The sequence below is a fragment of the Corynebacterium pseudokroppenstedtii genome (genome assembly GCF_019754945.1).
Taxonomy (GTDB): Bacteria; Actinomycetota; Actinomycetes; order Mycobacteriales; family Mycobacteriaceae; genus Corynebacterium; species Corynebacterium pseudokroppenstedtii.
The window spans coordinates 308,589-334,645 of record NZ_JAEUWU010000004.1 but is presented as its reverse complement, the minus strand read 5'-3'; the positions used below and the strand labels follow the sequence as shown (position 1 = coordinate 334,645).

Genomic DNA, 26,057 nt, shown 5'->3' with positions numbered 1-26,057 from the left:
GCGCTTCTTTCTTGTTGTTTTACCCTGCGGTACCTCGTGCAGCTTTTTAGCTACAGGTCAGATGGCCACACTCATCCCAGTGGTCTTCATGCTTGTGGTGGAGGTGACCATCGTGCAAGTAGTCGACGTGGTCACCGTGGGGGATGGCAACGTGCCCGCAACCCGGACCGTGCTCGTGAGGGTGGTTCTCGTGGATCGTGTGCCCCTCAGTGGTGCATTCGTCCCAGTGGTCCTCGTGCTTGTGGTGGAGGTGACCATCGTGTACGTAGTCGACGTGGTCACCGTGGGGGATGGCAACGTGCCCGCAACCCGGACCGTGCTCGTGGGTGTGATTCTCGTGAATGACGTGCTCAGCAGTCATAGTGCGCAACCTTCCTGTGCGTTTATCGACGCTGCGGATACACTCCGCGCGTTACTCTCAACTCCGATCTTAACGACATTCACCGCGTATGGAAAATCGCTGGAAAAGGAATCAGAGTATCTCTTATTGAAAACTGATTAGCGCCGAGTCAGAGCCCACTCCTTCGCCACACGCCTTTGTTAGACTCGCAACCTATGCCAATCATTCGCGTGAGCGCCGCAATCATCCGGAATCATGACGGCCAGTTTTTACTTGTCCGCAAGAAAGGCACAACCGCATTTATGTTCCCCGGCGGCAAGCCTGAGCCGGGCGAAACGCCAGATCAAACGCTCATTCGCGAACTCGATGAAGAACTGAACCTCCGCGTTGGAACAGAAGACCTGACTTTCGTCGGCACGTTCCGAACAAACGCTGCGAATGAGGCCAACACACAACTACTTGCCGACGTTTTTACGCTCGACGACTCGCTGCGCTGGGGTAATAGCGCCGACGGCAGTAATGATGGCGACGACACCGACGTCGGCAATAATGACAATAACGACGCGCATGACGTAACCCCGTATGCTGAGATCGACGCGGCGCACTGGTTTACCAGCGAGGATATTAAAATCGAACGCGAACCTATCGCACCTCTGACGCGTGAAGTGGTGCCGCAGTTACATGGACGCGGATTTCTCCTGTTCACCGGTTCGGCGTTGGGGAATAATCCGGTCTATCGGGAGGCCGTGGAGTCGCTGGTGCATTCCATCGGCGCGCACAATGACCGCATTGTTTACGGTGGCGGGCGCGCGGGCCTCATGGGGGTTGTGGGGGATACTGCCGCTGAGGATGGAACGTTGTGTATCGGCGTCATCCCGTATTTGCTGGCCGGTGTGGATGGCCCTAATGGGTTTAACCAGGGCGGACGTTCCTATGTTATTCCGCGGGCTGATGGGACGGTGCCCACTCCGTCGCGTGGGGAAATCGCCCACGACCGTTTGACGCGTTTAGAGCTCGTGCCAACGATGTCTGCGCGAAAAACGCGGATGGGGGAGTTAGCCGATATCGTCGTCGGACTCCCCGGAGGTGCCGGCACTGTCGACGAGCTTTTTGACGCGTGGACCCAGCAGCAACTGGGCTACACGCAGCACGCTGTGGCGCTACTCAATGTGAACGGTTATTGGGATCCACTGATCAGCGCCATTAAACATATGGTGGCGGAGGGTTTCTTAAGTTCTGCGTACTTGGAGTCCCTCATTATTGCGGATACCCCACGAGAGCTGTATGAGAAGGTCGACGCCTGGGTCCCTCCGGCCCCGAAGTGGGGCTAGAGGTCAGGCGCGCCCAAAATCGGAGCGTGCGCTAGAGGTCAGCGCACGCCGCTCTCCCCTCCGTGCCAGCAACTACATTGCCGGGGAGAGTCCTCCACCGTTCGGGCCTTCGCTGATGCGGAAGAGGTGCTCATTAGCGAATTCCTTAACACCCCACCGTTCCATCTCACGGCCGTATCCGGAGCGGCCAACACCGCCGAATGGCAGGCCCGCCTCGGTGACGGATGATTCGTTCACGAACGTCATGCCGTCCTTCAACTGGCTGGCCACTTCCCAAGCCTTGTCCAGGTCAGAGCCCCAGACGGAGCCGGACAGCCCGTAGTCGGAGTAATCATTCGCGATGTGAACAGCCTCGTCGGCATCCTTTGCCGGGTACACAATCGCAACCGGCCCGAAGATCTCGTTGCATCCGACGTCCGACGCGGGGTCAACGTCGGTAAGAAGGGTGGGCTCCATGTAGGCGCCATCACGATCCAGCGCGTGCCCACCCACCTTGATGGTGGCCTTGCCCTCCTTAGCGGCCTTGTCCAGGCGTTCGACGATGCCGTCGCGGGCGTCGATGGAGGACAGCGGGCCAATGTCGGCCTTCTCGTCATCCCATGGGCCGACGGTCATCTTGCTGATGCGCTCTTCCAAGCCGGAGACAACTTTGTCGTAGAAGGATTCCATGACGATGAGCCGCTTCGGAGCGTTGCACGCCTGGCCCGTGTTGTACATGCGGATTTTCACGAAGTTATCCAGGACGGCGTCAAGGTTGTTGTCGTCGAGAACGATGAATGGGTCGTTGCCACCCAATTCGAGTAGCGACTTCTTGTAGTGTTCGCCGGCGGTTTTCGCGACGGCTGCACCGGCTGCTTCTGAACCAGTGAGCGATACACCTTTAATGCGCTTATCAGCGACGAAGGCATCCATTTGTGAACCGGATGCGTACATGTTGATGAAGACGCCCTTGGGTAGACCGGCCTCTTCAAGCAGGTCTTGGCATGCCTGGGAAGAAAGTGGGCAGATGGAGGCGTGCTTGAGTACAAGAGAGTTTCCTAGCAGGAGGTTTGGTGCAGCCCACCGCGCGACCTGGTAGTAAGGGAAGTTCCACGGCATAATGCCCAAGATTGGGCCCATGGGATCGTGCCGTACAAAGGTGCGGATAGCACCCTGGCGGGGTAGCTCGGTGTCCTGTAGGAGTTCGTAGGCGTGCTCGGCATACCAGCGGTAAATGTTGACGACGATTTGTATTTCGCCTTGGGCCCACCGCGTGAGCTTGCCCATTTCGCGGCCGATGTAGCTGGCGAGCTCATCGGAACGCTCTTCGTAGAGGTCGGCTACTTTGTTGAGAACGTTGACTCGCTCTTCAATGGAGGTTTCTTTCCATTGTTTGTAAGCCTCGGTAGATTGGTCGAGGATCTTATCGCGATCAGCGTCGTCGATGCGGTCAAACTGGTCTTCTGTCTTGCCTGTGCTCGGGTTTTCTAATGCGAAGGTACTCATACCACAGTATTACACGGTTTGACTGGGTTTATCAGAAGGACTGGTCAGTGGGGTGTTTCTTTCCAGATCTTCCACGACGCATGGATCATGGGAAGTTGCAGCGGGAGGCGTGCTATCCATCCGATTTGTTGTGTCCACGGCCGGTCGAGGCGTTGGCGGACAGATTCGAAATTTCCTGGCCATACAGCGAGGAGAAGCGCGGCAGAGATGAGGCCACCATATTTGTTGGCTTTGTTGTTAGGCGCGGCAAGGAGGGCGGCGGTGCCGAGCTCTCCCGCGCCGGAAAGGTAGTTCCAGAACCGGGGTGTGCCGGGGGCGTAGGTGGGGACGATTTCTTCGAAGGGTTTGGGGGTGACGAAGTGTCCGAATCCGGCGACAGTGTACAGGGTTGTGAGGCCCCAGCGGGCTTTATCAGAAGACATATCCCAGTTCTAACATGGAGGCATCGTTTTCGCATGTCCCGGGGGGATTTTTGTTAGGTCGGGTGAGGTTAGAGCGGGAGCTCTCCACCTGCTAGAGCGGCAGCCGTCCGGCGAGTGCGCGTGAGAGCGTGAGCTCGTCGACGTATTCGAGGTCTCCACCGATGGGCATGCCGGACGCGAGCCGGGAGGTGGTGAGGTCGGGGAAGTCTTTGAGAAGCCGCGCGAGGTAGGAGCTGGTCGCTTCGCCTTCGGTGTTGGGGTCGGTGGCGATGATGACTTCTTTGATGGTGGGGGCGTCTTCGTAGCGGGGTTCGTCGGGTGTGGAGTCGGCAGTTTCGCGGTCGGGAAGGACTCCGGCGATGCGCTGGAGGAGCTGCGTGATGGAGAGGTCTTTGGGTCCGACGTTGGCGAGGGGGTCGAGCGCGCCGCCGAGGACGTGGTACCGCCCTTGGTATTCGCCGGTGGCCTCGATGACTTCGATGTCTTTGGGTTCTTCGATGACGCAGATGGTGGTGGCGTCGCGGTTGGGGTCGGCGCAGATGCGGCAGACGTCGTTGCGGGAGATGTTTCCGCAGATGCGGCAGAAAGTGATACCGTCGCGGACGGAGGTGAGCGTTGCCCGGAGTCGGTCGATGTCGTCGGGGTCGGTGTGGAGCAGGTGAAACGCTATGCGTTGGGCGCTTTTGGGGCCGATTCCGGGTAGGCGTGAGAACTCATCGATGAGGTCTTGGAGTGGTCCTTCGAACAACGACGTCCTGATTTCGTGGGTGGGGTGGGGTGCGTGTGGGGTGGCTAGGTTTGTTAAGGCCCGAGTGCTTTAGGCGCCCAATCGTTTAGGCGCCAAATGCTTTAGCCAAATGTTTTTAGCCGAGTGCCTGGGAGAACGGGCCCATCTTCTCCTGCGCGTACGACTGCAACGCGGTGTTGGCGTCCTGGAGTGCTCCGAGGACGAGGTCTTGGAGGGTGTCGACGTCATCGGGGTCGACGACGGACTTGTCTATGGTGACGTTGGTGACCTCGCCGGTGCCTTTCATGGTGACCTTGACTAGGCCGTTGCCTGCGCTGCCGCTGATTTCGGATTGCGCGATTTCACCCTGCACGCGCTGCAGTTCTTCCTGCATTTGCTGTGCTTGCGCCATGATTTCGTTGAAGTCGGGTTCTGCCATTGTTGTCTCCTTTGTCGTTAATGATCGTCGTGTCGGTGTGTCATTGTCGCGGTTCAGTGTAACGAATATGTGCGACAAGGGTGGTTGCGGCTGGCCATGACTCCCCGGAGGGTGGCCCCGGTTGTGAGGAGTTCCCGTTGGTGTCACCGCTAAAGGAAGGGCTTAGAGCGGTTGCGCGCCGAGTTCCTTAATGAGGAGCTCCATGGCGATGTCTTTAGCGGAGCGATGGTCGTAGTTGGGGTCGTCGCGCGTGGCGATGACCATTTCTTCTTCGGCTTCTTCTTGCGTGTATTCGGTGCTTGCCGACGATTGCTCTTCGGCAGGTGCTCCGCCCGTGTTGGAACTACCTGCGTCGGAGTTGCCTCTCGTGTTGGCGGGGTCACCGCTGGTATCGCCGGAGCCGTTGATGCCGTCGTTGGTGCCGTCGGGCGCGTTGTTGGGTGCGGAGTAGTAATCCTCCGGTGGTGGGCCGTAGCCATCGGGGTCGTCGGGTTCGGGTGGCAGTGGCGATCCGTCACTGAATTCTTGCGGGGAGTTCGATTGTCTTTCCGCTGGTGGCGTGTGCGTTGGGCGTGACTGGCCGTTCCGTGATTGCGGTGTGGCGTTGTGTCGTGGGTGGGCATGTCCGTCGTGCTGCCCTTGGCTGGTCTCGTCGGCGTTCGACTGCTGTTGTTCCTGCGCTTTTTTCCATGCTGCCGCTGCTGTTAATGCAGTGCGAGCAGAATCGGACAGGATAGACGTGGGCGAGGCCGGTGATGCGGGTGACGTGGTCCCCGCGAGATCGCCAGTCGCGGAGTCGTTCCCGCTGTCGGTGTCGGCGCTGGTTGAAGCGGCGTCGCTGGTGTCGGTGTCGGCGTCGGCGGTAGCAGCGGAGTTATCTGCTACCGCTGAGCGAGGGTGGTCTGGGTGAGCGTCCTTCCATCGTTGGAGGGCGGCGTCGTCGGTGCCGATGACCGCCTCAACGGTGACTGTTTGCCCGGTGGCGTCTGTGATTGCGTCCACGATGGACGTGTTGATGTGCTGGTCATTGAGCCTTTGCGCAAGCGCCCCGGTGTGGTGGCCAAGGACGACGTGGTTGCGGAAGACCCCAAGAATGACAGCTTCGCTGACCATGACTTGTGCAACTTTGCTCCGCTTGCCGACGGCCTGCTTGATCTGTGTCCATTGTGGCCGGAGGTCATTGGTAGTGAGGCCTGTTTCGTGGTCTGTGGCGTCGCTGTCTGCCTGACCCGTTTCCGCCCCAGCACCGGCGGGCTGGTCATGCTGGTTGCTTTCGGTATCGCTGGGCTGATCCTCGTGGCCGTTAGCTTGGGAGGCTGCACTGGCCTCGGAATTTTCACTAGCGTCGGCAGTTGCGCTGGCCTCGGAACCCACGGTGGGGGCGTTATCGGACCGTGCATTGTCGGCGTGCGTGGTTTGCGCGTCGGCGGAACGTTCGCTCTCGGGGAGGACGACGGCGGGGCCTTCCTTCTCCTCGATCCTGTGCATACGTTCTTCGGCTTCGCGGGCGCGGGTTTCTCTCTCTTGTTGTAGTGACTGCTCACGCAAGTATTTGGAGAGCGTTTCCCGATCCATCGTCCGCGGATCCACAGCCTCTTGTGATGGTGCAGCTTCATTTTGCGACGATGCTGCGGCCTCATCCTGCGTCGGTGTTGCAGCGTCTTCCTGCGGCGATGCAGGTGTTTCAGGTGCTCCCGACGAAGTGCTTTGGGTCTCCTGGGACTTCAGATTCTCAGCATCTTGACGCTTCGTGCCCTCGGTTTCCTGTGGCTCCGCGGTGTTCGTCTCAGAGGACGGCGAGGGTTGTGGTGTCGGAGTCTCAGTTTTCTTATTCTTGCGCGGCCAGATGATCCGCCCACCACCTTTGGCCCGGGGTGGAGTCGTATTCGCACCAGATCCTGGAGCACCACTACCAGCACCGTTATCAGCGGCTCGAGCAGCGCCCTCAGGGGCGGGGGAACTCGTGCCCCCGGACCGATGACCATTATCGCTGGTAGAACGGCTTGCCGCGGGTTGGCCGCTTTCTAACGCTTCGACGCGTTGTGACAGTGCTTCTATGCCCTCTGCCGCGCCGGGCATGACCATACGAGCGCACATGATCTCGAGAAGTAGCCTGGGAGATGTGGCGCCTTTTAGTTCGTTGAGCCCATCACTGACGACGGCTGCGCATCGCGTGAGCGTGGCGGGTCCGAGGGATTGTGCTTCGTCGGCGAGGGTGTCGCGCTGGTCGAGGGGCGCGTCGACAAGTCCTTGGTCGAATGCATCGGGTATGGATTGGAGGACGAGCAGGTCGCGGAAGCGGTCGACGAGGTCCGTGGCGAAGCGCCGCGGGTCGTGCCCGGCGTCGAGAACGTTGTTAATCGTGGTGAAGAGCCCGGCCGGGTCGTTGTTGGCCACGGATTCGACTGCGGCGTCGATGAGCGCGCTGTCGGTGATCCCGAGAACCCCGGCGGCGTGGGCGTACGTGATGCCGTTCTCGTCGGCCCCGGCGAGGAGTTGGTCGAGGACGGAGAGCGAGTCGCGGGGGGACCCTCCACCAGCACGGATAACTAGCGGGTAGACCGAGTCTTCGACCTGCACTTTTTCTTCGTGGCAGATCCGTTCCAGGAGTCCGCGCATGTCGTTGGGCGCGAGGAGCCGGAACGGGTATTGGTGCGTCCTGGATTTGATGGTGGTCAGGACTTTTTCGGGTTCGGTGGTCGCGAAGATGAACACGAGGTGTTCGGGTGGTTCTTCGACGATTTTGAGCAGCGCGTTAAAGCCTTCTTTGGTGATCATGTGGGCTTCGTCGATGATGAACACGCGGTACCGGGATTCGGCGGGGGCGTAGATGGCTCGGTCGCGGAGGTCGCGCATGTCTTCGACGCCGCGGTGGCTGGCTGCGTCGAGTTCGGTGACGTCGAGGGAGCCGGGGCCGCCGGGGGCGAGTGCTCGGCAGGATTCGCATTCTCCGCAGGGTGTCGATGTGGGCCCGTGTACGCAGTTGAGTGAGCGTGCGAGGATGCGGGCGGAGGAGGTTTTACCGCAGCCGCGGGGTCCGGAGAACAGGTACGCATGGTTGATGCGTCCGGCGTCGAGTGCTCGGCTAAGCGGCACGGTGACGTGTTCTTGGCCGACGACATCGGCGAATGTTGCGGGACGGTACTTCCTGTAAAGAGCCACGTGTGTATGCTACCGCCCGGGTAGGACACACCGTGGGCTTAGCATTTTTATGCCCCTGAACTGGAGTTATATCAGGCCCGACGTTAACCACGCCCGACGTCATACGCGCTCGACGTTTTACGCCCGCGGTTATATGACGCTCGCACGTCGGAGGTCGCGAAGGTCCGCCCCCCCTTCGGCAAGTCGGGTCTGGAGTGAGTCGATCCCGTGGGTCATGCCGTGGAGGAATTCCTGTTCGGTGAGCATGATGATCTGGGCGATCAACGTCATACGACCCGGATGCGTGGGGTTAACCGGTTGCCCGTCGGCCGTGGTGAGCTCGGGATGCTCTGTGACGGTCGGCACCCCTTTGGGCCAAATGTAGGGGACGACCAGCAGCCCGTGTTTCGTGGTGAACGCGGGGTTGACCATAGCCCCCAGCCCTGGCAGGAACGTTCCTGGTTGGGCCAGGCGCCCAGATCCTTCTTCGCTGAGCATAGTGGCCGCAGCAGCGACCAGTTGCCCCATTTCGCCCGGTCTGGCCAGGCCCACTGCGAGCAGCTCAGCGCGCACGTCCATTCCGTCTGGGCTGGTCAGCCCGGTGGAGTATCGCGCCGCATCGGCCGTACAGGCGAGGGTTTGCCGCAGGTCATCGGTCACTTTGGCGTGCCTACCGCGCGGCTGCTCGTCATTGTCGTCAGCGGGATTAACGGGTTCGGCCGTTCCGTCGTCGTTAATAAGGAGGGAGGTCACGGTAAACGGTGGGCAATCTGGGCTGGCTTTGATGCTGGTCCAGTGCGTTTCGCCGGGCAGGATGGATTCCAACCAGGTCTGTGTTTCCAGTAGGTTCATGGGCGTGGTGGGCGCTCACCTCTGTTGTCGGGGTCGGGGTCGGCTACTTCTCGGCGGCTTCCGCTGCTGCGAGGAGAACACAGGTGGCCACCCCGTCCATGGCTTCTTCGACCTGCTCGATGGGAGGCAGCGAAGGCGCGAGCCGGATATTGCGGTTATCGGGGTCCTTGTGCAGCGGGAAGCTGGATCCAGCTTCGGTGAGCTTAATACCTGCTTCTTTGGCCAGCTCAACGACGCGCGACGCGGTGCCGTCGGGCACGTCGAGGCTAATGAAGTACCCACCCTTCGGCTCTGTCCACGTGGCAACGTTGTAGTCGTCGAGCCGCTTGTGGAGGACCTTATCGACGGCCGCGAATTTCGGCGCCAGCGACGCGGAGTGCTTCCGCATGATGGCTTTAACGCCCTCGGCATCGTGGAAGTATTTCGCGTGGGCCAGCTGGTTGATCTTGTTCGGCCCGATGCCACGGATCCCGGCGTGGCTGGCGTACCAGTCCAGGTTGCTTGCCGACGAGGCGAAGAAGCTCACGCCCGACCCGGCGAAGGTGATTTTGGACGTGGACGTCATGAACCAGAAACGGTTGGGGTGCCCAGCTTTCTCGGCGAGCTCCAGAACATTGATGGGCTCGGGGAAGTCGTCGGTGAGGGTGTGGACGGCGTAGGCGTTGTCCCACACGATACGGAAATCGGGTGCGGCTGCATCGAGTGCGGCGAGCTTTTCACACGTTTCCCGCGAGTAGCTAATGCCCGTCGGGTTGCCGAAAACGGGCACTGTCCACATGCCCTTGACCTGGGGGTCGTTGAGAAGTTCGGCGATGGCGTCGAGGTCTGGCCCCTCATCCGTCATCGGGACGTTGATCATCTCGAACCCGAGGTGCTCGGTGATGGAAAAGTGGCGGTCATATCCCGGGACCGGGCAGATCCACTTAACGGTGTCTTCGTCTTTCCACGGCCGCGGCGAATCCTGAGTGCCGAAGATGTACGCCCACACGATTAGGTCGTGCATGATGTTCAGGCTGGATGCGTCCCCCGTGATGATGTTGTCGACGGGGATTCCCAGCAGGTCAGCGTAGATTTTCCGGATATCGACGATGCCGCGTAGGCCACCGTAGTTGCGGCAATCGGTGCCATCGTCGGCGGTGTAGTTGCCCGCGCCGGGAAGGCCGAGCAGTTCGTCGCCAAAGTCCAGTTGTTCAGAGGAAGGCTTGCCGCGGGTCAGGTCCAGCGCGAGGTTCTTGGCCTTGAGTTCGTTGTATGCCTGCTCGATGTCGGCTTTGGAGCCGGTGAGCGCTTCGACGTTAATTTTCGACGGTGTGACCTGCGGTGACATGTGAACCTTCCTTGAGACCATGCGATTCACTTTCATCGTACAGGGTGGTGCGGACATGGGAAGAGGATTTTTTATCGAGGCGCCTGAACCACAGATTCGTAGTAGAAGTTGCCGTCATCTCCGCGGTAGCACGCGGTTGTTTGGATTGGCTGATGGTCGCGGTTTTGTTCGCATCCCATACCGGAGCCGAATGGGCCTAGAGTCCTCCACTCCAACTTGGGGCCATTCACACCAGCGTTCGGGACGTCCTCCTCCGCGTCTTCATCGTCGTAGCTGTCGTCGTAATTGCCCGTGTTCTGTGTTTGTACTGGTGCTTGTTGTGTGGTGTACGTCTGCCGAGGCGTGTATTCCTCGGTCGTCGTTTCGTCGTCGTACGTGGGCGTGGTCGTGCGAGTGGTTGTGGTGGCCGTCTTCGTCGTGGTCTGGTCGGTCGTCTTGGTTTTGGTGATCGTGCTGGGCTCGGAATCTGCGTCGTCATTTCCGCAGGCAGCCAGGGTGCCGACGATTGCCACGGTGGTTGCTACAGCCATCACTTTCCGACGAATGACGTGGGAGTTTTTGCGGGCGCTAGGTGAGGAGGTAGTGGGGAGCATTGTCGGATCCTTCGTGAGTAGTGGAGTGAGGGAAGTAAATGGTGGCGTCGCATGTGCGGCGCTTTCATTCGTTATGTGCTCTGGCCCGCGTTAATGTTCCCGATTGCGTGTTATGTGTCCCTCGTTGTGGGGGCTGTGTAGCCCTCTGACATGGGCGTTAGGTTTCGTCGGGCCTGTTTCTTGCGCCCGTGTTCTTTCCGGGGTTGTGGACGGAAAACCTGGCGATATCGGCTGATGGCGGGGCTTACGACGAGAATGTGTCCGCGTGGCGGAATACTGTGGGGGTATATAGGGGTCGGTGGTGAAAACTGTGGGGGGATATGGGGGAAAAATGGCCGATAATTGACCATATTCCCCCGCATTTTTGGGCTCTAGGTTTAGTTTCCTGCAGTTTTTCCGTCTACCGGCTTCTTCTTCTGTGCGTTGGTGCTTCGCGTCCCAGGAATTGAGTTCTTCCTGGGGCTATACGACAAAACTGTTGGTGGTGGATGTGATCCGCTCGGGGTAGAGCACACCGTCGAATGGGGGATCGGCTGGATGAGCTTCCGGTAGTTGCTGGTGGTTTCGCGTGCGCACCACCACCAGGTGATGACGCGGTCGATTCTTCGGCATGGGACCACGGCATCATTGCCTCATGCCATAGGTCGGGTGCAGCACCGTGTATTTCTGGTCAAAGGGGCGGATATAGGGTTGCCGGGCATATATTTTTCGTCTTTGCCTAGATCAAAGGCTAGAAACGACCGGGCTGGGGCACACTTCATGTCGTACTACCTCTGGTGGCAGTGGATGGAAACCCTGTGTATGCGAAAAACCTAGTCACCCAGTGTCTACTGGATGGCTAGGTTCTGTGGCGGAGGATGTGGGATTTGAACCCACGAGGGTATTGCTACCCGCACGCGTTCCAGGCGTGTGACATAGGCCGCTAGTCGAATCCTCCAAGCGTGGAACGCACCTGAAGTCCGCGTTCCGGTGGGCAAGCCTACCGGATGTCATGGGCATCGACAAAAACAGGTCTTGTAGGGCGTCGATAATGGGGATGTTGCGGCCATGTAGTGCGCTGTTTTCCCAGCGGAGGGGAGAGATTGCTCTGGTGGGTGGGAATATGTGCCTCTGTGGGTTAGTATGGGGGCCGGATTCCGCGCGGCGTCCATCTTGTGAACTCCCCCAGGGCGGGAACGCAGCAAGGGTCAGCGAGCTCTGACGGGTGCGCGGGGTCCCCTTTTTAATTTCTGCCGTTATGCCTGGACGGTGGTGGCTCGCCACGGTGTGTCGTGGCTGGTTGTAGTGGGGGAACGGCTACACCGTGGGAATTGCATATTCGTGGGAACCGATGACTAGCTCCGTCGTCTAAACCGAGGCGAGAACATTGCGACAATAATTTCTAAAAGCCGTAGACGAGCCGTTATGCGTCTGGTAACGTCAACGCCGAAAAATAGGGGTTTTCACGAGTTTCCGCATTTGGTGGAGCTTGTTTATTTAAAAGTTTTCAACCATTCCGTTCAGTTGCCGTGCTGACTGTTGGGGTAGAGAGGCTTCAGATTGTTCTGATATTCGGAGTGGGCGAATTTTATAAAAATCATGTTGGGGGATTGTCGTGGGGGATCACTATCGCAACAGAAGTGATATAAAACGGAATATCGGACGTCCGCGTATTGTCGGAATCTCTCTAAGCGTAGTGTCGATTGCTGCTGCAGCATTGTTGGCGGGGTGTTCCCAGTCTGATGGTTCTGGTTTCGGGGATATGGAACCTGCGGCAGCTAACAGTGAAGATATAGATAGGTTTGGATCGTCGGAACCTGCCACTTCTCACACCAACCCGGCAGAAGAATTGTTCTCAGAACGGAAGGCGATCGGTTCTACAAGGCCCGTTCCCGAAGAAATTAGGTCGGGTAAGGGGGAACACAAGGATCGTCCTTTGTGGGAGCGCCCGGAGGTATTGGCTAAGTACCCGGTTAAAGCAAAAAAGAACCCTGATGGCTCCTATGACTACTCAGATCCGCGGTTTGAGAATGCCGACCTTTGCGAGGATGCTCCGCCAGGATACTGGGAAGGTTTGGGGTATCGATCGGTAGGGCCGGATTATATAAAATTTCGAAAGTTAAAGAATTGTGGACTTGTGATTATGGATAGAGGGCAAGAAAGATTAATTGCCGCCGGTACAGACTCACTGCCTAAAAATAATCTCGCTGGCCGCATATTTAGAGAGTACTCACCGTATAAATATGACCAGATCAATGAAATGTTTGGTGTTAAAGCCTGTGTTTCTTATTTAGAAACTCCACTTGGAAGAGTGGGGGTTACCGATTTAGCTGAGTTTGATCCTAGGGATTTTAAAGAATTATGTGACGATGCAAGAAGTGAATTAGAAAGGTTATTGTAGAATGGAATTATCTGTAGATCCTTGTTCTCTGGATAGAGTAATTTCAATCCTTAACGACGGTGTTTTCCTTAGAGGAAAGAGTTTCCTCTCATTATACCGAGGTTTAGAAAGTTCATTCACAGAAGAACCGGGATTGCGGAACTTAGGTGAGCAACATGGGAGAGTTGTTTCAGGAGAAGTGGGGAGCGCACTGCAGACGCTGCGTGAACTCCGTCGTCTCATCCGCTGGTTAGCTGAGGGCACGAAGGAAATGCGGGGCGCGATTGTTGGCCAAGACGATGCCTCGGCAGCAATTCTGTGTGGACTGAAGTCGATACAAGCTTCAGATTTCACGTTTCCGGCTCGTCCGGATGGATCATTTAGCCCCTTTGACTTTTCTGAGCCAGTACCAGGGGACGGTGATGATCCCGCTACTGTGCTCGCGATGCTCGACGCAGGTGACGATAGTGACATCTATGCTCTCGCCGAGTACTGGCACAACCTGTCCAGTTCTTTGAACGAGACCGTCACCGCCCTGGTACGAGCCCGTGCCCAGCTGGAAGAGAACACAGGAGAGTCTATTGATGCCGCGGCCGGGTGTTTCAGCCAGGTAATGGCCACCACCCAAATTTTCGCCGATAACGCCACTGCCATGCACGCTTCTGTCTCCCAACTTCCTCACATCCGGCAGGCCGCTCGTGCCCAGATCGCGGCCATCGAAGCCGAGCACACCGCAGCGGTCGCCGCAGCCACTAACCCCGCCGGAGTACGCGCAGCCGGGGAGGCAGCCAGGGCGGCCACCCGTGAGTTTATGACTGGCCCCTATCAAGCCATGCTCACCGCTGCGGTGCCACCACTGCGCAACCTCACCGAACGCCCGAACGTCGGTCAGGGCGGAGGACACTTCACCGCACAATCGCCATCGCCCATTAACAGCCCTAGCACTGTGCCCACTACGGTCACCCCAGCTATGGCGGCAACTGGGGTAGCCGGAGGCGTACCCACCACGAACAACGCATCACTTAATCCAACCCACCCAGCAATGATCAACGCGGATAACGTCGCCACAACTGCGAACCATCCCGCACCAGCAGTACCCGTCACGCCAGCCGCGCGAACGTCACCCAACCAGGCATCCAACCCAGGTAGCGGACCTCGCAGTACAGCACCAACCGCAATTAACCGAGACAACGCTCGCGTTACTCCCGGTGGTGTCAGCGGCACCTCAAACCCCCGATCACCAGGGAATGCTCCGTCACCTGGCTACACTCCACGCACAACCCAAACACCGGGGCGCAACCTGCGTTCTAACACACCGAACAATGGGCTCGGCGGCACCAACCGCACCCCGATTAACAGCGGACACGCCCCACACGGCAACGGCAACTATCCACGCAACGGGGCTAACGGGCCCGGGCAGCTCACCAAGCCGGGCGAAATCCCGCGAAACAGGAGCGTCATCATCCACCCCGGGCCAGATACGCCAATGCCTCGGACAGGTGACAACCCCCACTACCCAGGATCAACGCCAGGGGAAAACAAAAACACGGCACCACATTATGGGCGCGGTGCCGCAACACCGTCACCCACCGGAGGTGACGGTTCACGCCCAGCGATGGGCAGGATGGGCATCGCGCCCATGGGCGGCTACGGCAATTCCTCTAAATCCCAAAAACAAGAACCAGAAGGAAAATACAAGCCCATCACCAGCGAATTCGAGGCAGAATATAACCTGCGGCAACTGCGAGGAGACATCGGTCTCACCACACCGCACGTCATCGGCGCGCAGCTGCGGGAGCCCAAATAATCCCCGAAGAGCTACTCGTCCAGGCCGGCCGCGATAGCGTCGGCAATCGAATCAATTAATGCTTTCTCAGATCGATCGCCCGAAACAGTAACCTCTTCGCCGCACTCAGCGCCCAAACTCATCAGGGACATCGCAGAGTCAGCATCCGCGTCGTTGACCAAGATGCCTTCTTCTGAGTCCGCGGCCATCTCCGCCAACTTTGCGGCAGGGCGCGCGTGCAGGCCGGCCTTATCCGCGACTTTCACACGCCGCGAATACCCGGCGCCGTTGGCGTCGCCACCCGACGTCTCCGCCGAATCACCATCGTCACCGGCGCGGTCCGATGCGAACGCAGAAATCGCACGTCGAGCCTCGCGCTCCACACCATCCAGATCCTGGCCCTGCTGGGCGGCAACAGCTCCGGCAACGGTGGCCTCAACAAGCGGGGCGTCAATAAACCGAACAGGCTCGCCGTCGAGCATGTCCACAACCATCTCCACCGTTATTGTCGCGGAGCCCAAGTCAGTGAAAATTGCGCAAGCCAAACCGGCGTCAACAACCTTGTTAACGGCGGCCTCAATCGCGTCATATGAGGTGCCGATACCGCCACCATCAGGACTGTCCTTATCCTCCGGGTCGGCATCCAAGCCACCCGCCGGGACGATCAGCACATCCCTGGCCATTTGCGACGCCAGCAGCGCTAAACCATCGGCTAAGCGTTTCGAATGGGACACCACGACAAGGCCGACCTGCGGCGACTGTGCTCCCGCACTAGCACCTTCACCCGCAGAATCCGAGGAGGAATCCGACGGGGTAGCGTCCGTCGTCGTCTCCTGGGAACCTTCATTTGTGCCAGATGCAGCATGGTTATTGCTTGTCATCATCGTTCCTTCCGTATGTTCTCCCTCGATTAGTTTTCCCTCCGTCGTTGTTCTGTTCGCAGAGCTATCTGCAGCGTCACCTGCACAATCCTCGCCTGCGGTAGTGGTTGATGCCGCTGTAGCCGCCGCGTCACCAGCAGCCACATGCGGTCTACGAGCTTCCTCCTCGAGGCGCTGCAGCACCTCGCTCATTGCACAACCCACTATGCATCAACGGCTTTAGAGGCCTCAGCGAGGAAATATGCAGAGCTCGTAGCGCCGGGGTCTTTGTGCCCTACAGAGCGTTCTCCCAGGTAAGAGGCCCGTCCTTTGGTAGCAGTCATGTCGATGGTGGCCTCGGCGCCTTCATGTGCAGCCTGGGCAGCCGCGCGCAATACCTCGGCAGGACTCTTCCCATCGTCTGCAGCAGACCGCGCCGCCCGCGCCGCCGGGGCCCAAGTATCAACCATGGTCTTCTCTCCTTCGGCTGCCTTACCCCGCTTTTCGACGCCACCCACCGCGGATTCCACCACGGAGGCAACACCGTCGGCGTCAAGTGTGTCACCCGATACGGCCTTCGCCGCGTACATAAATGCCGTGCCCAGCAGTGGCCCAGATGCCCCGCCAACGGTCGACATCAGCGTCTTCGCTGTCAGCTTAAAAACGCCGGCAATATCTTGGGGCTGGTCCTCATCCAGTTTCTTCACTACAGCCTGGAAACCACGATCCACGTTTTCGCCGTGGTCAGCGTCGCCAATAGCTCGGTCTAAATCGATCAATTCTTCGCGGTGCTCGCTAGCGGTTGTGGCACACCCGCGAATCCAACGATCAGCCCACGCCTTATCTAAATCTGACATAGTGATTACTCCTTTTCGCCTCAGTTGAAGTAGTTGTTTATTTTTCTTGGAAATAGTGGTCTATTCCCCACCGTCTGAACCCCATATTTGTCATTTCGATTTTTTGACAAATGCCGGTGTCTCGGCGGGATCGTCGTACAAGGAAAGCAGTTCATCATCGACGCGGAGCAATGTGACGGAAACCCCTTGCATTTCCAAGCTGGTGACGAAGTTCCCGACATCGGACCGCTCGAGAGTGATACCGAGGTCCGATAGCCGCTGCGCCACTCGTCGGAAAACGATGTACAACTCGGACTGGGGAGTGCCGCCCATGCCGTTAACCAGCGCAATAACGCGATCGGACTTCGTCAGCTCCAAATCCGCCACAATGGGGTCGAGCAGCTGATCCGTGATCTCATCCGCACTGCTCATGGTGACTCGACGTCGGCCAGGCTCACCATGAATGCCCACACCCAGTTCAATCTCACTGTCGTCGAGATCAAAAGACGGCTTCCCGACGTGAGGCACGGTGCAAGACGTCAACGCCACACCCATTGAGCGCACATTGTGAATGGCGCTGTTCGCGACGCGTTCGACCTCGTCGAGGGACAATCCGCGCTCCGCCGCGGCACCGGTGATCTTCTCTACTAAGAAAGTGCCGGCCACTCCGCGGCGTCCAGCTGTAAACGTTGAATCCTCAACGGCGACGTCGTCATTCACGATGACCTGTCGCACCTCGATGTCTTCCATATCGGCAAGGTCAGCAGCGGTGTCGAAATTGAGTACATCACCGGTGTAGTTCTTGACGACGAATACAACGCCGGCACCCTTATCGGCGCTTTTTGCTGCTTCAAGAATCGGATCGGGTGTCGGTGATGTGAACACGGGGCCGGGGACGGCGGCGTCGAGCATACCGGTGCCGACGAATCCCGCATGGAGAGGTTCGTGCCCGGAGCCTCCACCGGAAATGACGCCCACTGTGCCTTGTTCTTTGGAGTTCTGAGGACTTCGGGTGACAAATAGTGGCTCGGGATTGACTGTGACGAGTTCGGGGTGTGCCAGGCCCAGTCCTTCGATGCTTTCTGTGACGACGTCATGTGGGTCATTGATTAGTTTTTTCACAGATCTGACTCCTCGGCGCTTCTGCGTGATGGTTATTTCACCACGAGTGGCTTTTAGTTCCTGTTTTAGTGCGTAAGTGTTCCGCAGTCTTCCTCGGCCCAGGTTACTCGCGAAGTAGAGGCATCGACGGGTGACGAGGAGTCGGGGGTCTAGCCGCGGCTTGTGATCCCACGCGATGATGAGGGCGAGGCGTTCTTGCTAGGGCTGTGGCGGGGAATTCGTGGGTTGAACAGGTGTCTTATTAGAATCAGCAGCATGTCCATGCCGAAGATTGTGCTGTTTTATGTGTTCACGCCATTAGCTGATCCCGAAGCAATTCGTCTGTGGCAGAAGGCCTTGGCGGAGAGATGGAGGCTCAAAGGGCGGGTAATTATCTCTAAAGACGGCATTAACGCCACGCTCGGCGGGGAACTTAACGACGTTAAACGTTATTGCCGTGAAACGCGGAGCTATGCGCCTTTTAAGGACGCTGATATTAAATGGTCTGAGGGTGAGGGGGACGATTTCCCGCGGCTGAGCGTGAAAGTTCGCCCAGAACTGGTCACGTTTGGCGCTGGGGATGAGTTGAAAGTAAATGAAGAGGGTGTCGTCGGCGGTGGTACGCACCTGAAACCGGAGGACCTCCATCATTTGATGGACGAACGCGGCGACGATGTCGTCTTCTTTGATGGCCGTAATGCCATGGAGGCGGAAATTGGTAAGTTCCGTAACGCTGTGGTTCCCAATACGACGACGACCCGCGATTTCTTAGATGAGATTGAATCCGGGAAGTACGACGATCTGAAGAAACGCCCGGTGGTGACCTATTGCACGGGTGGTATCCGGTGTGAAGTTCTATCAGTGCTGATGAAGAATCGTGGCTTCGAAGAGGTCTATCAGTTGGATGGGGGAATTGTGCGCTATGGGGAAGCGTACGGAAATGATGGATATTGGGATGGATCGCTTTATGTTTTTGATAAGCGAATGCATATGGAATTCGGTAGTGGTACGGAATCCTTAGGGCATTGTGTTGAGTGTGGTAAACCGACGGCTCAATTTGTGAACTGTGCGAATAACGATTGCCGGAAGTTATTCCTCCGTTGCGACGAGTGTACGGCTGCGCATAAGCATGAGTATTGCGGCGAGTGTGAACCGGCCTTGGTGTGAATCAATAACCAGGTACGTTGAATATAAACTGTTTTTAGGACAAATTGATGACTGTCCGAGTAGTTCCCTATTTTTGTATTCTTCGGCTCTGAGTAGTGGATCTTCATGGTGAACGTGACGGGCGCCATATGTAGGGGATGTAATGCAAAGGGGATCAAAGTAGATATAGTGCAGTGGGAAGCTGTTTTCCCATATCTCATTGTTTTTGTAAGTCAGTGTTAGGTAGCAAATTGAAAATTAAAAAAATGCTGAGTGCGTTCGCGTGTGCTGTGGCTATCGCCGCAGGCACGACGGTTGCGGCTCCCTCGGCAGGTGCTGTGGCTAATGGCTATAACGCGGTATATGAACCCTGGTCGGCGGAAGTGCTTATTGGTGGCATTTGTAGCGGTTCTGTGTTGTCGGATCGCTGGGTGTTGACTGCCGCGCATTGTCTTGGTAACAGCCATGGCCCCGGTGGGCATGTCAAGATTGGTGAGCGTGCTCAGCAAACGTTCAAGGTTGATCGTGTTGTTCGTGAGCCGGGCGGCGCTGATGTTGCTCTTGTGCGTACTGATGTGTCGATGGGGGTTCGCCCCATCATGTTGCCGTCACCCGGGCCAGTTCCTAATCAGCCGGGCCAGTTCACGGGTTGGGGTCCGGGCCGCTTCCCCGAGACACAAGGTCTTGCTTATGTTTCAGGACCGACGAAAGGTCCGCGTCCGGGTAATGCTGACATGTTTGAAACGAAGGCCATTATTGGGGATCAAGAACCTGGCGATTCCGGCGGACCGTTCCACATTGGCCCGGTGATCTATGGTGTTTTGTGCTCCACCAGTGGCAAGGGTTCTGATGGGAAGACTATTGCGAACTATACGAAGGTCGACCAGTTCCTTCCGTGGATTTACGGCACAGTCTTTACCCAGAGCTGGCCGTGATTATTCAGTAATATAACTTCGTAGCTCATTCTTCAGGTAAAGAGAATGATTAGATCATGAGGTTTTGTCCCCTCTGAGCTTTCAGAACTGATCCGAAAGCTCAGAGGGGATCTGATTATTCATAAGATCTGAACCGAGTGAGGGTCCTCTACGATCAACAGTATTGTTCGTATTGTGTGACAGTATGGTACTGGCAAAGGAGAGTTTTAATTAGTCATACTCGTCGGTGTTGATGGGAATAATGAATGATGTCCCAGTGTCATCATCACTGCAAGAGAGGGCAACTCCTGTTTCTGTAGCACTAACGTACGTGGGAGTAGCGCATCCCCAACCGTCATTAATTGAATGCCATATTTGTGCGCTACCACCGCGCGTTCCAGGGCTCCCATCTCCTTCTGGTGCGGTGTCGTAGCGCTCGAGTACGTCACGGGCAGCGGTGCAGCCAATATTTCCCTTACGCACAACTATTTGGTATGTCCTTCCACCAGATCTTTGAATGGTGCAGTCTCCTTCTGAACTGCTATCTGGGTTATTAGAATCGGTGTTTTCTTCTGCTTCTGCTGTCGGTGCTTCGCTGTGAGTAACGGTGACGCTAGCTGGTGTCGTTTCCGTTATGTCGTTGGGGGTTGTAGTGGCGGTGGTGGTGTCGTTGGTTGTCTTTATGGCGGATCGAGAAGGTGTTGCTGATGTAGCGGCGATCGATTCACCATCATTTGAATCCTTGTGATGGTGGGACTAGGCATAGCTTGTGCCAGCTATTATTCCGGCAAGGAGAACGAGCGTCCCAGTGATTCCAGCGATTTTCTTGGTTCGAACGCCGGTAGCTGATTTATTCCCAGCGGAGTGGGGCGATCTGCTCTCAGTTCCACGTGGTTGTGGTGCTGGAGTTTCCCATGTCGGCCGGCCTGGCTGGTTGTTATATTGGGGTGCGAAGCCGGACTGACTGCGTTGTTCTATGTTGGGGTGCTCATCGGTGGTTCTTGGGTGATCAGGATTGCCCCATTGTGGCGGTAAGTCGTTATCGTTTGATGGAAATCCACTGCCCCATTCTTGATGGTCTTTGTCCTTCCGTCGTGCCTGAGGTCGGGAATCGTTGTTGGAAGGATTTTTGTCTGAGTTGCTGGTCATAGGGCGTTCCAGAGTGAGTTCGGCGATCTTTGTATTGTTGACGGTATTACGATTATCTTCTTTTAGTAAAGCAGATGTGAAGCTTACTGTTTATAGCTTATGACACAAGATTGTGGTGTGTACCCGTGTTTTCGGGGGTTTGTACGGTAGGACGAACATAAATAGAGCCGTGTGAGGGGCGCTGTACATCTACTATAGACAGCTCGGTCTATAGTGGGTTATCCTGAGTGTGATATCGCGACGTTGACGCTAGTGTCGCCCGAGTTATTGACTGCCCTTTGTTGTCATCGACGTTCACGCGGTGGGGTCTGGGATGGAGACCAGGGCGAGGATAATCTGGGGTGGAGTTAACCGATTGTGGGCGTGCCTTGTGGATCAAGGTAGAACAAAAGTAGTTCGAAACAACCGTTGACCTGCTCACAGACGATTGTCTCTTGATATATGGGCACGTTTCTTATGTGGTATATCTCATCTACCGGCAGTTAAAGGTACACATATAACAAAACGTCTACACTATAGGTTAACTTTAATCACTCTAAATTCTGAAGAGTTTAGATGAATGATGAGCATAAAAGAGATTGCTCGAATTAGAATAATTCTGCTTTATATTGATTTATTGAGATCCAATCCGGTGTTACATCTGCCCGGTGTGGAGTGTTGACATAAAAACACTGTAACTCTATATGTTTGATTGCTGTATTTTATTATCGGTGGTGTCAAGGTTACTGTTTTACTGTTTAATGGGGTGTAATGGCTAGTCTATGTAGCGATTGTCATCGCTAGATGGGGCATAAGCTCACTGGAACGAGCATCGGTGTAGAGCCTCGTGTTGAGTGTGGTAAACCGACGGCTCAATATGTGAATTGTGAGCGTATTGACTGTCGTCAACGGTTTGAGTGGTGTAACGAATGTACGTCTGCAGACAAGCGTCAGTATTGTGATGTGTGTGAACTGGTCTTGGTATAAATCAATGATCAGGTATGCTAACTCTGAGCTGACTTTTTAGATTATTACGATAGCTAATCGATAGTTAACTTATTTGAAATAGTTCTTCTCTTTCTAACGGATCAGTATACTGAAAGTGACGGGCGCCATATGTAGGGGATGTAATGCAAAGGGGATCAAAGTAGATATAATGCAGTAGGAAGCTGTTTTCCTCTATCTCATTGTTTTCTTGTGTTTAGGCTCGTGTGAGGATATCAATTGAAAATTAAAAAATGTTGAGTGCGTTCGCGTGTGCTGCGGCTATCGTCGCAGGCACGACGGTTGCGGCTCCCTCGGCAGGTGCTGTGGCTAATGGCTATAACGCGGTATATGAACCCTGGTCAGCTGAGGTTCTCCTTGGTGGCATTTGTAGCGGTTCTGTGTTGTCGGATCGCTGGGTCTTGACCGCTGCGCATTGTCTTGGGAATAGTCAAGGCGCTGGTGGGCATGTCAAGATTGGTGAGCGTGCTCAGCAAACGTTCAAGGTTGATCGTGTTGTTCGTGAGCCGGGCGGTGCAGATGTTGCCCTTGTGCGTACTGATGTGTCGATGGGGGTTCGCCCTATTATGTTGCCGTCGCCTGGCCCTATTCCTAATCAGCCGGGCCAGTTCACCGGTTGGGGCCCGGGTCGCTTCCCCGAGCAGCAAGGTTTGGCTTATATTTCCAGACTGACTCAGGGGCCGCGTCCTGGCAATGGCAGCATGTTTGAAACGAAGGCCATTATTGGGGATCAAGAACCTGGTGATTCCGGCGGACCGTTCCACATTGGCCCAGTGATCTACGGTGTTTTGTGCTCAACCACTGGTAAAGATGCCGATGGAAAAACGGTTGCGTATTACATTCGGGTCGACCAGTTTCTTCCGTGGATTTACGGCACAGTCTTTACCCAGAGCTGGCCGTGATAGATCATTCGGTCTAGTAGGTCATTGGAGCGGATAGATATTAGTACTGATAGGTCATTAGTGCAGTCTTTTATCGGGACGCACTGATGACCTTTTTGCTGCGACTACCGACGGTTGCCGACGCTAACGACGGGCTGGTGGCTAGCGATGGTTCGTTCCCCGATCTTTGTCGTCAATTGTCGACGATTATCGACGGCTCTTGGGGAGTGTTTTAGTCGCGGTAGTCCTTTTCGTCTATGGCGTTTAAGGGAATGAAGAATGAGGCTCCCAACTCTTCATTGCCGCAGCTAGTACTGAGGCCTTCTTCTTGTGACATCACGTACGTCGGTGAAGCGCAGCCCCAGCCGTCCTCGGTGGAATCCCAGATTTGGGCGTTGCCACCGCGCGTTCCGGGGCTCCCATCGCCGTACGGGGCGGCGTCGTAGCGCTTGAGTACTTCCTGAGCATCGGCGCAGTCAATATCCCCTTTGTCGATTACTATCTGGAGTGTTTGTCCGGAAGCTCCTTGGGTCGTGCATTCCCCACCTGAACTGCTATTCGAGTTGTTATTCGAGCTGTCGGAATCGTCGTTTTCTTCGGTTGTGTCCGTCGTTGTTTCGTCGTTGTTAACGGTGGGGTTGATCGCGGTCTTTTTGGGGGTAGGTTCCGTGGTTTCCTGTCCAGGGGTGGGGTTAGCGGGAGGGTTCGCCGCTTGAGACTGCGTTACCGACGTTGCGGGTGCTGCTTCATCGTTTTTCTGTCCATTGTGGTGGTTGGACCACACGTAGCTCGCTCCACCAATCGCTCCACCAATCGCTCCGCAGAGCAGCACGAGTATGCCAACAATACTGGCGACGCCTTTCGCGCCGATGCGGTTAGGTCTTGTGTCTGCGGAAACGACGGTGCTTCCATTTCCGCCATAAGCATTCCCGGTTGGAGCATTTCCGCCTTGAGGAAAATTGCCCTGAGGAAACCCTTGGTTTGGTGCTGGTGGTTGTGATGTCGGCGGTTGTCCCCATTGGGGTTGGTTGGGCGGTTGATTAGCAAATCCGGGAGCGCCTTGCCCCTGTGGTTGCCCTTCCTGGGAGTTCGGGTTGTTCACTGGCGGGAATTGCCGTGTTTCGTTGTTCTGCGCACTCCCGTTGCCCCACGTGTTGTTGTTCTGACCGCCCGAATTGTTCCACGTACCTTCGGGATTATTGGGTGGAAACTGAGTGGTCTCGGGGTCATTGTGTGGTTGTTTTTCTGATTCGTCGCTCATGGTGATTCCTTGTTCAGTGGGGTAGGGAGGCTGGTGGGTTAGGGACTAGTTAGTTGTGTATTCAATTGCGCGTGCTGGTCACATCGCGTTTGCACTTCTCTAGTAAAGCGGATGTGAAGCTCACTCTTTATTTCCCCCGGCACAAATCTGTGTTATATACCCGTTTTTGTGGGGAAGGATAAGTCAAAAACCCCACGTCCCGGTGTCTCGCGCGTCCTCTCACACATCCCACGCACGCTGTAAATTGCGCTGTTCATTATCGCTGTAAAAGCTCTACACAAAGACTATAGACAGAGCGGTCTATTTTAGGTTACTCTAAGCACGGACATGATGGTGCCCACGCCGGTGGTCGCCATGCAGGACGGTCTCGATACAGGACAAATGTCCTTATTCATTAGGTGGCATTCAGCAAATGTTGCCCATCAAGCGGAAAGGTTGCCATGCTTATTACCGGTCTCGTGCTTGGAACGGTCCTTGGTTACGTCATGCAAAGGGGTCGCTTTTGTGTCACCGGTATGTTGCGTGACATCTTCACGTTGAAAACATGGCGTGGCTTTGTGGCACTCCTCGTTGTGATCGCTGTTCACGCAGTGGGCTTAGCTGCACTAACATCGCTGGGAGTCATCACCCCGGAGGTCGACGACTTCGCCCCCCTCGCCGTCATCATTGGAGGTTTCCTCTTCGGCGTTGGCATCGTGTTGGCGGGTGGGTGCGCGTCGGGAACCTGGTACCGCTCGGGCGAAGGACTCGTTGGGTCTTGGATTGCGCTGCTCACGTACGGTTTGTCTGCCGCTGCGATGAAGGCGGGTGCACTGAAAGGAATGAACAGCGCCCTTCGCGAATACACAGTTCCGCTCACCACTATTCAGCAGTCACTAGGGGTATCGACGTGGGCTTTGGCTCTCCCATTGGCTGTGCTGACGGCATTCCTCGTCGCGAAGTTTGTTCGTGCAGAGGCGGCTCAACCGAAAATCGCTCAGCTCGCGGCCAAGAAGACGGGTCTCGCGCACTTGTTGGCTGAAAAACCCTGGCACGTGTACACGACCGGGGCGATCGTCGGTGTGCTCGGCGTCATTGCCTGGCCTCTGTCCGCTGCGACGGGCCGCAACGATGGTTTGGGAATCACAACACCCAGTTCGGATCTGGTCCGTTTCGTGACGACGGGTGACGCGACCCGCATCAACTGGGGAGCTCTCCTGGTGCTGGGGATCCTGATCGGGTCGTACCTGGCGGCGAAGGCGTCGGGGGAGTTTCGCGTGCGAGTTCCGTCGGGAACTCAGTCGGTGCGGTCGGTCGCCGGCGGCGTGTTGATGGGCGTCGGCGCTGCGTGGGCGGGCGGCTGTACGGTCGGAAACGGCATGGTGCAGACGTCGCTGTTCAGCTACCAAGGTTGGGTTGCTTTGCTCTTCATCGCGCTGGGGGTGGGGTTCGCCGCGAAGCTGTGGCTGAAGCCTGCCGAGCCGATCAACTCTCAAGATCCGGATGGCTACACTCTGTCACCATCTAGTGCCGACGCTACCCTCGCGGCTAGTGCCGGCGACTTGGCTGCTGCCTCGGCCGGCGACGACGAATTAGTGCCTGAAGCTGGCGTCGATGATCTGACGCCTGAGCCTAGTGGAGTCGAGCGCAGCGGAGTGTTGGCAGAGCCTGGTGATCATAAAGTCCTGAACGCGAGCCTGTGTTGGTGGGTGCCTCCGCGGGTGGTGGTTCTGGAGCTGATTCTGAATTGAATGTCGGTGGATTCGCGACCGCTGTTGGCTTGCCTGCAGTGTCTGTGCTCGAGCGCCCGGCTGACGGTGGCGTCGATGCACGGGGTGTCAGTGATGCCTCTGATAGGCGCGATGGCGTGGGCCGGAGGCTCCGTGGTGGTTTGCGTCGCGTCGGTGAGCGACGATTTGCCCTGGATACGCTGGGTGCGGTGTGCCCGTTCCCATTGATTGAAGCGAAGGCCGCGATGCAGCAGCTCTCCAGTGGGGACGAGCTGGTCATCGACTTTGATTGCACCCAGGCGACGGACGCTATCCCGCGATGGGCGGCGACCGATGGTCACGAGGTCACGAACTTCGAGGCCACCGACGACGCCGGATGGACCATTAGCGTGCGCAAAGGATAAGTCGATAGTG

25 protein-coding genes, 1 tRNA gene and 1 other RNA gene are annotated in these 26,057 nt (G+C 56.8%); 11 read left to right on the top strand and 16 right to left on the bottom strand.

All coding sequences use genetic code 11. The annotated features are described in order from the left end of the window. Positions 1 to 46: 46 nt before the first annotated feature. Positions 47 to 361 (bottom strand): threonine dehydratase, encoded by a 315-nt coding sequence (locus tag JMN36_RS10780; RefSeq protein ID WP_081429366.1) that lies wholly within the window; start codon positions 359 to 361, stop codon positions 47 to 49. 194 nt (positions 362 to 555) lie between these two features. Here JMN36_RS10780 and JMN36_RS08650 point away from each other — a divergent pair, with 194 nt between their 5' ends. After that, a complete protein-coding gene (locus JMN36_RS08650) occupies positions 556 to 1,671 on the top strand; it encodes a TIGR00730 family Rossman fold protein (protein ID WP_221924231.1) in 1,116 nt (371 codons plus the stop codon). A 72-nt stretch (positions 1,672 to 1,743) separates the two neighbouring features. On the opposite strand, the gene JMN36_RS08645 is transcribed toward JMN36_RS08650, so the two are convergent. The 10 genes from JMN36_RS08645 to JMN36_RS08600 all read right to left on the bottom strand — a co-directional run bounded on the left by JMN36_RS08645 (position 1,744) and on the right by JMN36_RS08600 (position 11,594). Next, positions 1,744 to 3,156: an NAD-dependent succinate-semialdehyde dehydrogenase gene (locus JMN36_RS08645; RefSeq protein ID WP_204087849.1), complete on the bottom strand. Its 1,413-nt coding sequence runs from the start codon at positions 3,154 to 3,156 to the stop codon at positions 1,744 to 1,746. A 44-nt stretch (positions 3,157 to 3,200) separates the two neighbouring features. After that, a complete protein-coding gene (locus JMN36_RS08640; protein ID WP_204087850.1) occupies positions 3,201 to 3,578 on the bottom strand; it encodes a DoxX family protein in 378 nt (125 codons plus the stop codon). A 91-nt stretch (positions 3,579 to 3,669) separates the two neighbouring features. Next, positions 3,670 to 4,326, bottom strand: a complete 657-nt coding sequence (locus JMN36_RS08635) for a recombination mediator RecR (RefSeq protein WP_221924230.1) — start codon at positions 4,324 to 4,326, stop codon at positions 3,670 to 3,672. A 115-nt stretch (positions 4,327 to 4,441) separates the two neighbouring features. Then, complete coding sequence (locus tag JMN36_RS08630) at positions 4,442 to 4,744, bottom strand: YbaB/EbfC family nucleoid-associated protein (protein WP_012730825.1); 303 nt, start codon at positions 4,742 to 4,744, stop codon at positions 4,442 to 4,444. Between the two features lie 162 nt (positions 4,745 to 4,906). After that, entirely contained in the window at positions 4,907 to 7,906 is a 3,000-nt protein-coding gene (locus JMN36_RS08625; RefSeq protein ID WP_221924229.1) for a DNA polymerase III subunit gamma and tau, read from the bottom strand. 129 nt (positions 7,907 to 8,035) lie between these two features. Further along, positions 8,036 to 8,737: a hypothetical protein gene (locus JMN36_RS08620; protein ID WP_204087853.1), complete on the bottom strand. Its 702-nt coding sequence runs from the start codon at positions 8,735 to 8,737 to the stop codon at positions 8,036 to 8,038. A gap of 43 nt (positions 8,738 to 8,780) precedes the next feature. Then, entirely contained in the window at positions 8,781 to 10,064 is a 1,284-nt protein-coding gene (locus JMN36_RS08615; RefSeq protein ID WP_221924228.1) for an aspartate aminotransferase type Ic, read from the bottom strand. Positions 10,065 to 10,135: 71 nt separating this feature from the next. Further along, a complete protein-coding gene (locus JMN36_RS08610) occupies positions 10,136 to 10,657 on the bottom strand; it encodes a hypothetical protein (protein ID WP_221924227.1) in 522 nt (173 codons plus the stop codon). Between the two features lie 462 nt (positions 10,658 to 11,119). Next, positions 11,120 to 11,269, bottom strand: a complete 150-nt coding sequence (locus JMN36_RS08605) for a hypothetical protein (RefSeq protein ID WP_221924226.1) — start codon at positions 11,267 to 11,269, stop codon at positions 11,120 to 11,122. A gap of 236 nt (positions 11,270 to 11,505) precedes the next feature. Beyond that, positions 11,506 to 11,594, bottom strand: a tRNA-Ser gene (locus tag JMN36_RS08600). A gap of 191 nt (positions 11,595 to 11,785) precedes the next feature. On the opposite strand from JMN36_RS08600, the gene ffs reads away from it, so the two are divergent. The 3 genes from ffs to JMN36_RS08585 all read left to right on the top strand — a co-directional run bounded on the left by ffs (position 11,786) and on the right by JMN36_RS08585 (position 14,823). Further along, an RNA gene (ffs, locus tag JMN36_RS08595) (signal recognition particle sRNA small type) lies at positions 11,786 to 11,880 on the top strand. A 452-nt stretch (positions 11,881 to 12,332) separates the two neighbouring features. Then, positions 12,333 to 13,037, top strand: coding sequence for a hypothetical protein (locus tag JMN36_RS08590; protein ID WP_221924225.1), 705 nt, complete (start codon positions 12,333 to 12,335; stop codon positions 13,035 to 13,037). A gap of 178 nt (positions 13,038 to 13,215) precedes the next feature. Then, positions 13,216 to 14,823: a hypothetical protein gene (locus JMN36_RS08585; protein WP_236881774.1), complete on the top strand. Its 1,608-nt coding sequence runs from the start codon at positions 13,216 to 13,218 to the stop codon at positions 14,821 to 14,823. 11 nt (positions 14,824 to 14,834) lie between these two features. Here the strand turns inward: JMN36_RS08585 and dhaM are convergent, their stop codons facing one another. The 3 genes from dhaM to dhaK all read right to left on the bottom strand — a co-directional run bounded on the left by dhaM (position 14,835) and on the right by dhaK (position 17,620). Further along, entirely contained in the window at positions 14,835 to 15,875 is a 1,041-nt protein-coding gene (dhaM, locus tag JMN36_RS08580; RefSeq protein ID WP_412728560.1) for a dihydroxyacetone kinase phosphoryl donor subunit DhaM, read from the bottom strand. Positions 15,876 to 15,886: 11 nt separating this feature from the next. After that, the gene (gene dhaL, locus JMN36_RS08575) at positions 15,887 to 16,519 is read right to left on the bottom strand and encodes a dihydroxyacetone kinase subunit DhaL (RefSeq protein ID WP_204087857.1); all 633 of its coding nucleotides are present in this window, start codon (positions 16,517 to 16,519) and stop codon (positions 15,887 to 15,889) included. Positions 16,520 to 16,609: 90 nt separating this feature from the next. Continuing rightward, entirely contained in the window at positions 16,610 to 17,620 is a 1,011-nt protein-coding gene (gene dhaK, locus JMN36_RS08570) for a dihydroxyacetone kinase subunit DhaK (protein ID WP_204087858.1), read from the bottom strand. A gap of 255 nt (positions 17,621 to 17,875) precedes the next feature. Between dhaK and trhO the strand changes: the two genes are divergently transcribed. Both trhO and JMN36_RS08560 read left to right on the top strand, forming a co-directional pair. Next, positions 17,876 to 18,766 (top strand): oxygen-dependent tRNA uridine(34) hydroxylase TrhO, encoded by an 891-nt coding sequence (gene trhO, locus JMN36_RS08565; RefSeq protein ID WP_221924223.1) that lies wholly within the window; start codon positions 17,876 to 17,878, stop codon positions 18,764 to 18,766. 245 nt (positions 18,767 to 19,011) lie between these two features. Beyond that, complete coding sequence (locus JMN36_RS08560) at positions 19,012 to 19,680, top strand: S1 family peptidase (protein ID WP_221924222.1); 669 nt, start codon at positions 19,012 to 19,014, stop codon at positions 19,678 to 19,680. A gap of 210 nt (positions 19,681 to 19,890) precedes the next feature. On the opposite strand, the gene JMN36_RS08555 is transcribed toward JMN36_RS08560, so the two are convergent. Beyond that, the gene (locus JMN36_RS08555) at positions 19,891 to 20,142 is read right to left on the bottom strand and encodes a hypothetical protein (RefSeq protein WP_204087861.1); all 252 of its coding nucleotides are present in this window, start codon (positions 20,140 to 20,142) and stop codon (positions 19,891 to 19,893) included. Positions 20,143 to 21,591: 1,449 nt separating this feature from the next. Between JMN36_RS08555 and JMN36_RS08550 the strand changes: the two genes are divergently transcribed. From JMN36_RS08550 to JMN36_RS10920, 3 genes are all read left to right on the top strand, one after another. Continuing rightward, positions 21,592 to 21,774 carry a hypothetical protein gene (locus tag JMN36_RS08550; protein ID WP_221924221.1) on the top strand — a complete coding sequence of 61 codons (183 nt, stop codon included), beginning with the start codon at positions 21,592 to 21,594 and terminating at the stop codon, positions 21,772 to 21,774. A gap of 251 nt (positions 21,775 to 22,025) precedes the next feature. After that, a complete protein-coding gene (locus JMN36_RS08545) occupies positions 22,026 to 22,694 on the top strand; it encodes a S1 family peptidase (RefSeq protein WP_204087862.1) in 669 nt (222 codons plus the stop codon). A gap of 86 nt (positions 22,695 to 22,780) precedes the next feature. Further along, the gene (locus JMN36_RS10920) at positions 22,781 to 22,909 is read left to right on the top strand and encodes a hypothetical protein (RefSeq protein ID WP_269091312.1); all 129 of its coding nucleotides are present in this window, start codon (positions 22,781 to 22,783) and stop codon (positions 22,907 to 22,909) included. On the opposite strand, the gene JMN36_RS08540 is transcribed toward JMN36_RS10920, so the two are convergent. After that, positions 22,906 to 23,934: a hypothetical protein gene (locus JMN36_RS08540; protein ID WP_221924220.1), complete on the bottom strand. Its 1,029-nt coding sequence runs from the start codon at positions 23,932 to 23,934 to the stop codon at positions 22,906 to 22,908. The genes JMN36_RS10920 and JMN36_RS08540 overlap by 4 nt on opposite strands. A gap of 440 nt (positions 23,935 to 24,374) precedes the next feature. Here JMN36_RS08540 and JMN36_RS08535 point away from each other — a divergent pair, with 440 nt between their 5' ends. Together JMN36_RS08535 and JMN36_RS11100 are read left to right on the top strand one after the other, a co-directional pair. After that, the gene (locus JMN36_RS08535) at positions 24,375 to 25,664 is read left to right on the top strand and encodes a YeeE/YedE family protein (RefSeq protein WP_221924219.1); all 1,290 of its coding nucleotides are present in this window, start codon (positions 24,375 to 24,377) and stop codon (positions 25,662 to 25,664) included. Then, on the top strand, positions 25,619 to 26,047 hold the full coding sequence (locus JMN36_RS11100; protein WP_412728561.1) for a sulfurtransferase TusA family protein: 429 nt from the start codon (positions 25,619 to 25,621) through the stop codon (positions 26,045 to 26,047). The genes JMN36_RS08535 and JMN36_RS11100 overlap by 46 nt, the downstream gene beginning before the upstream one ends. Positions 26,048 to 26,057 lie beyond the last annotated feature (10 nt).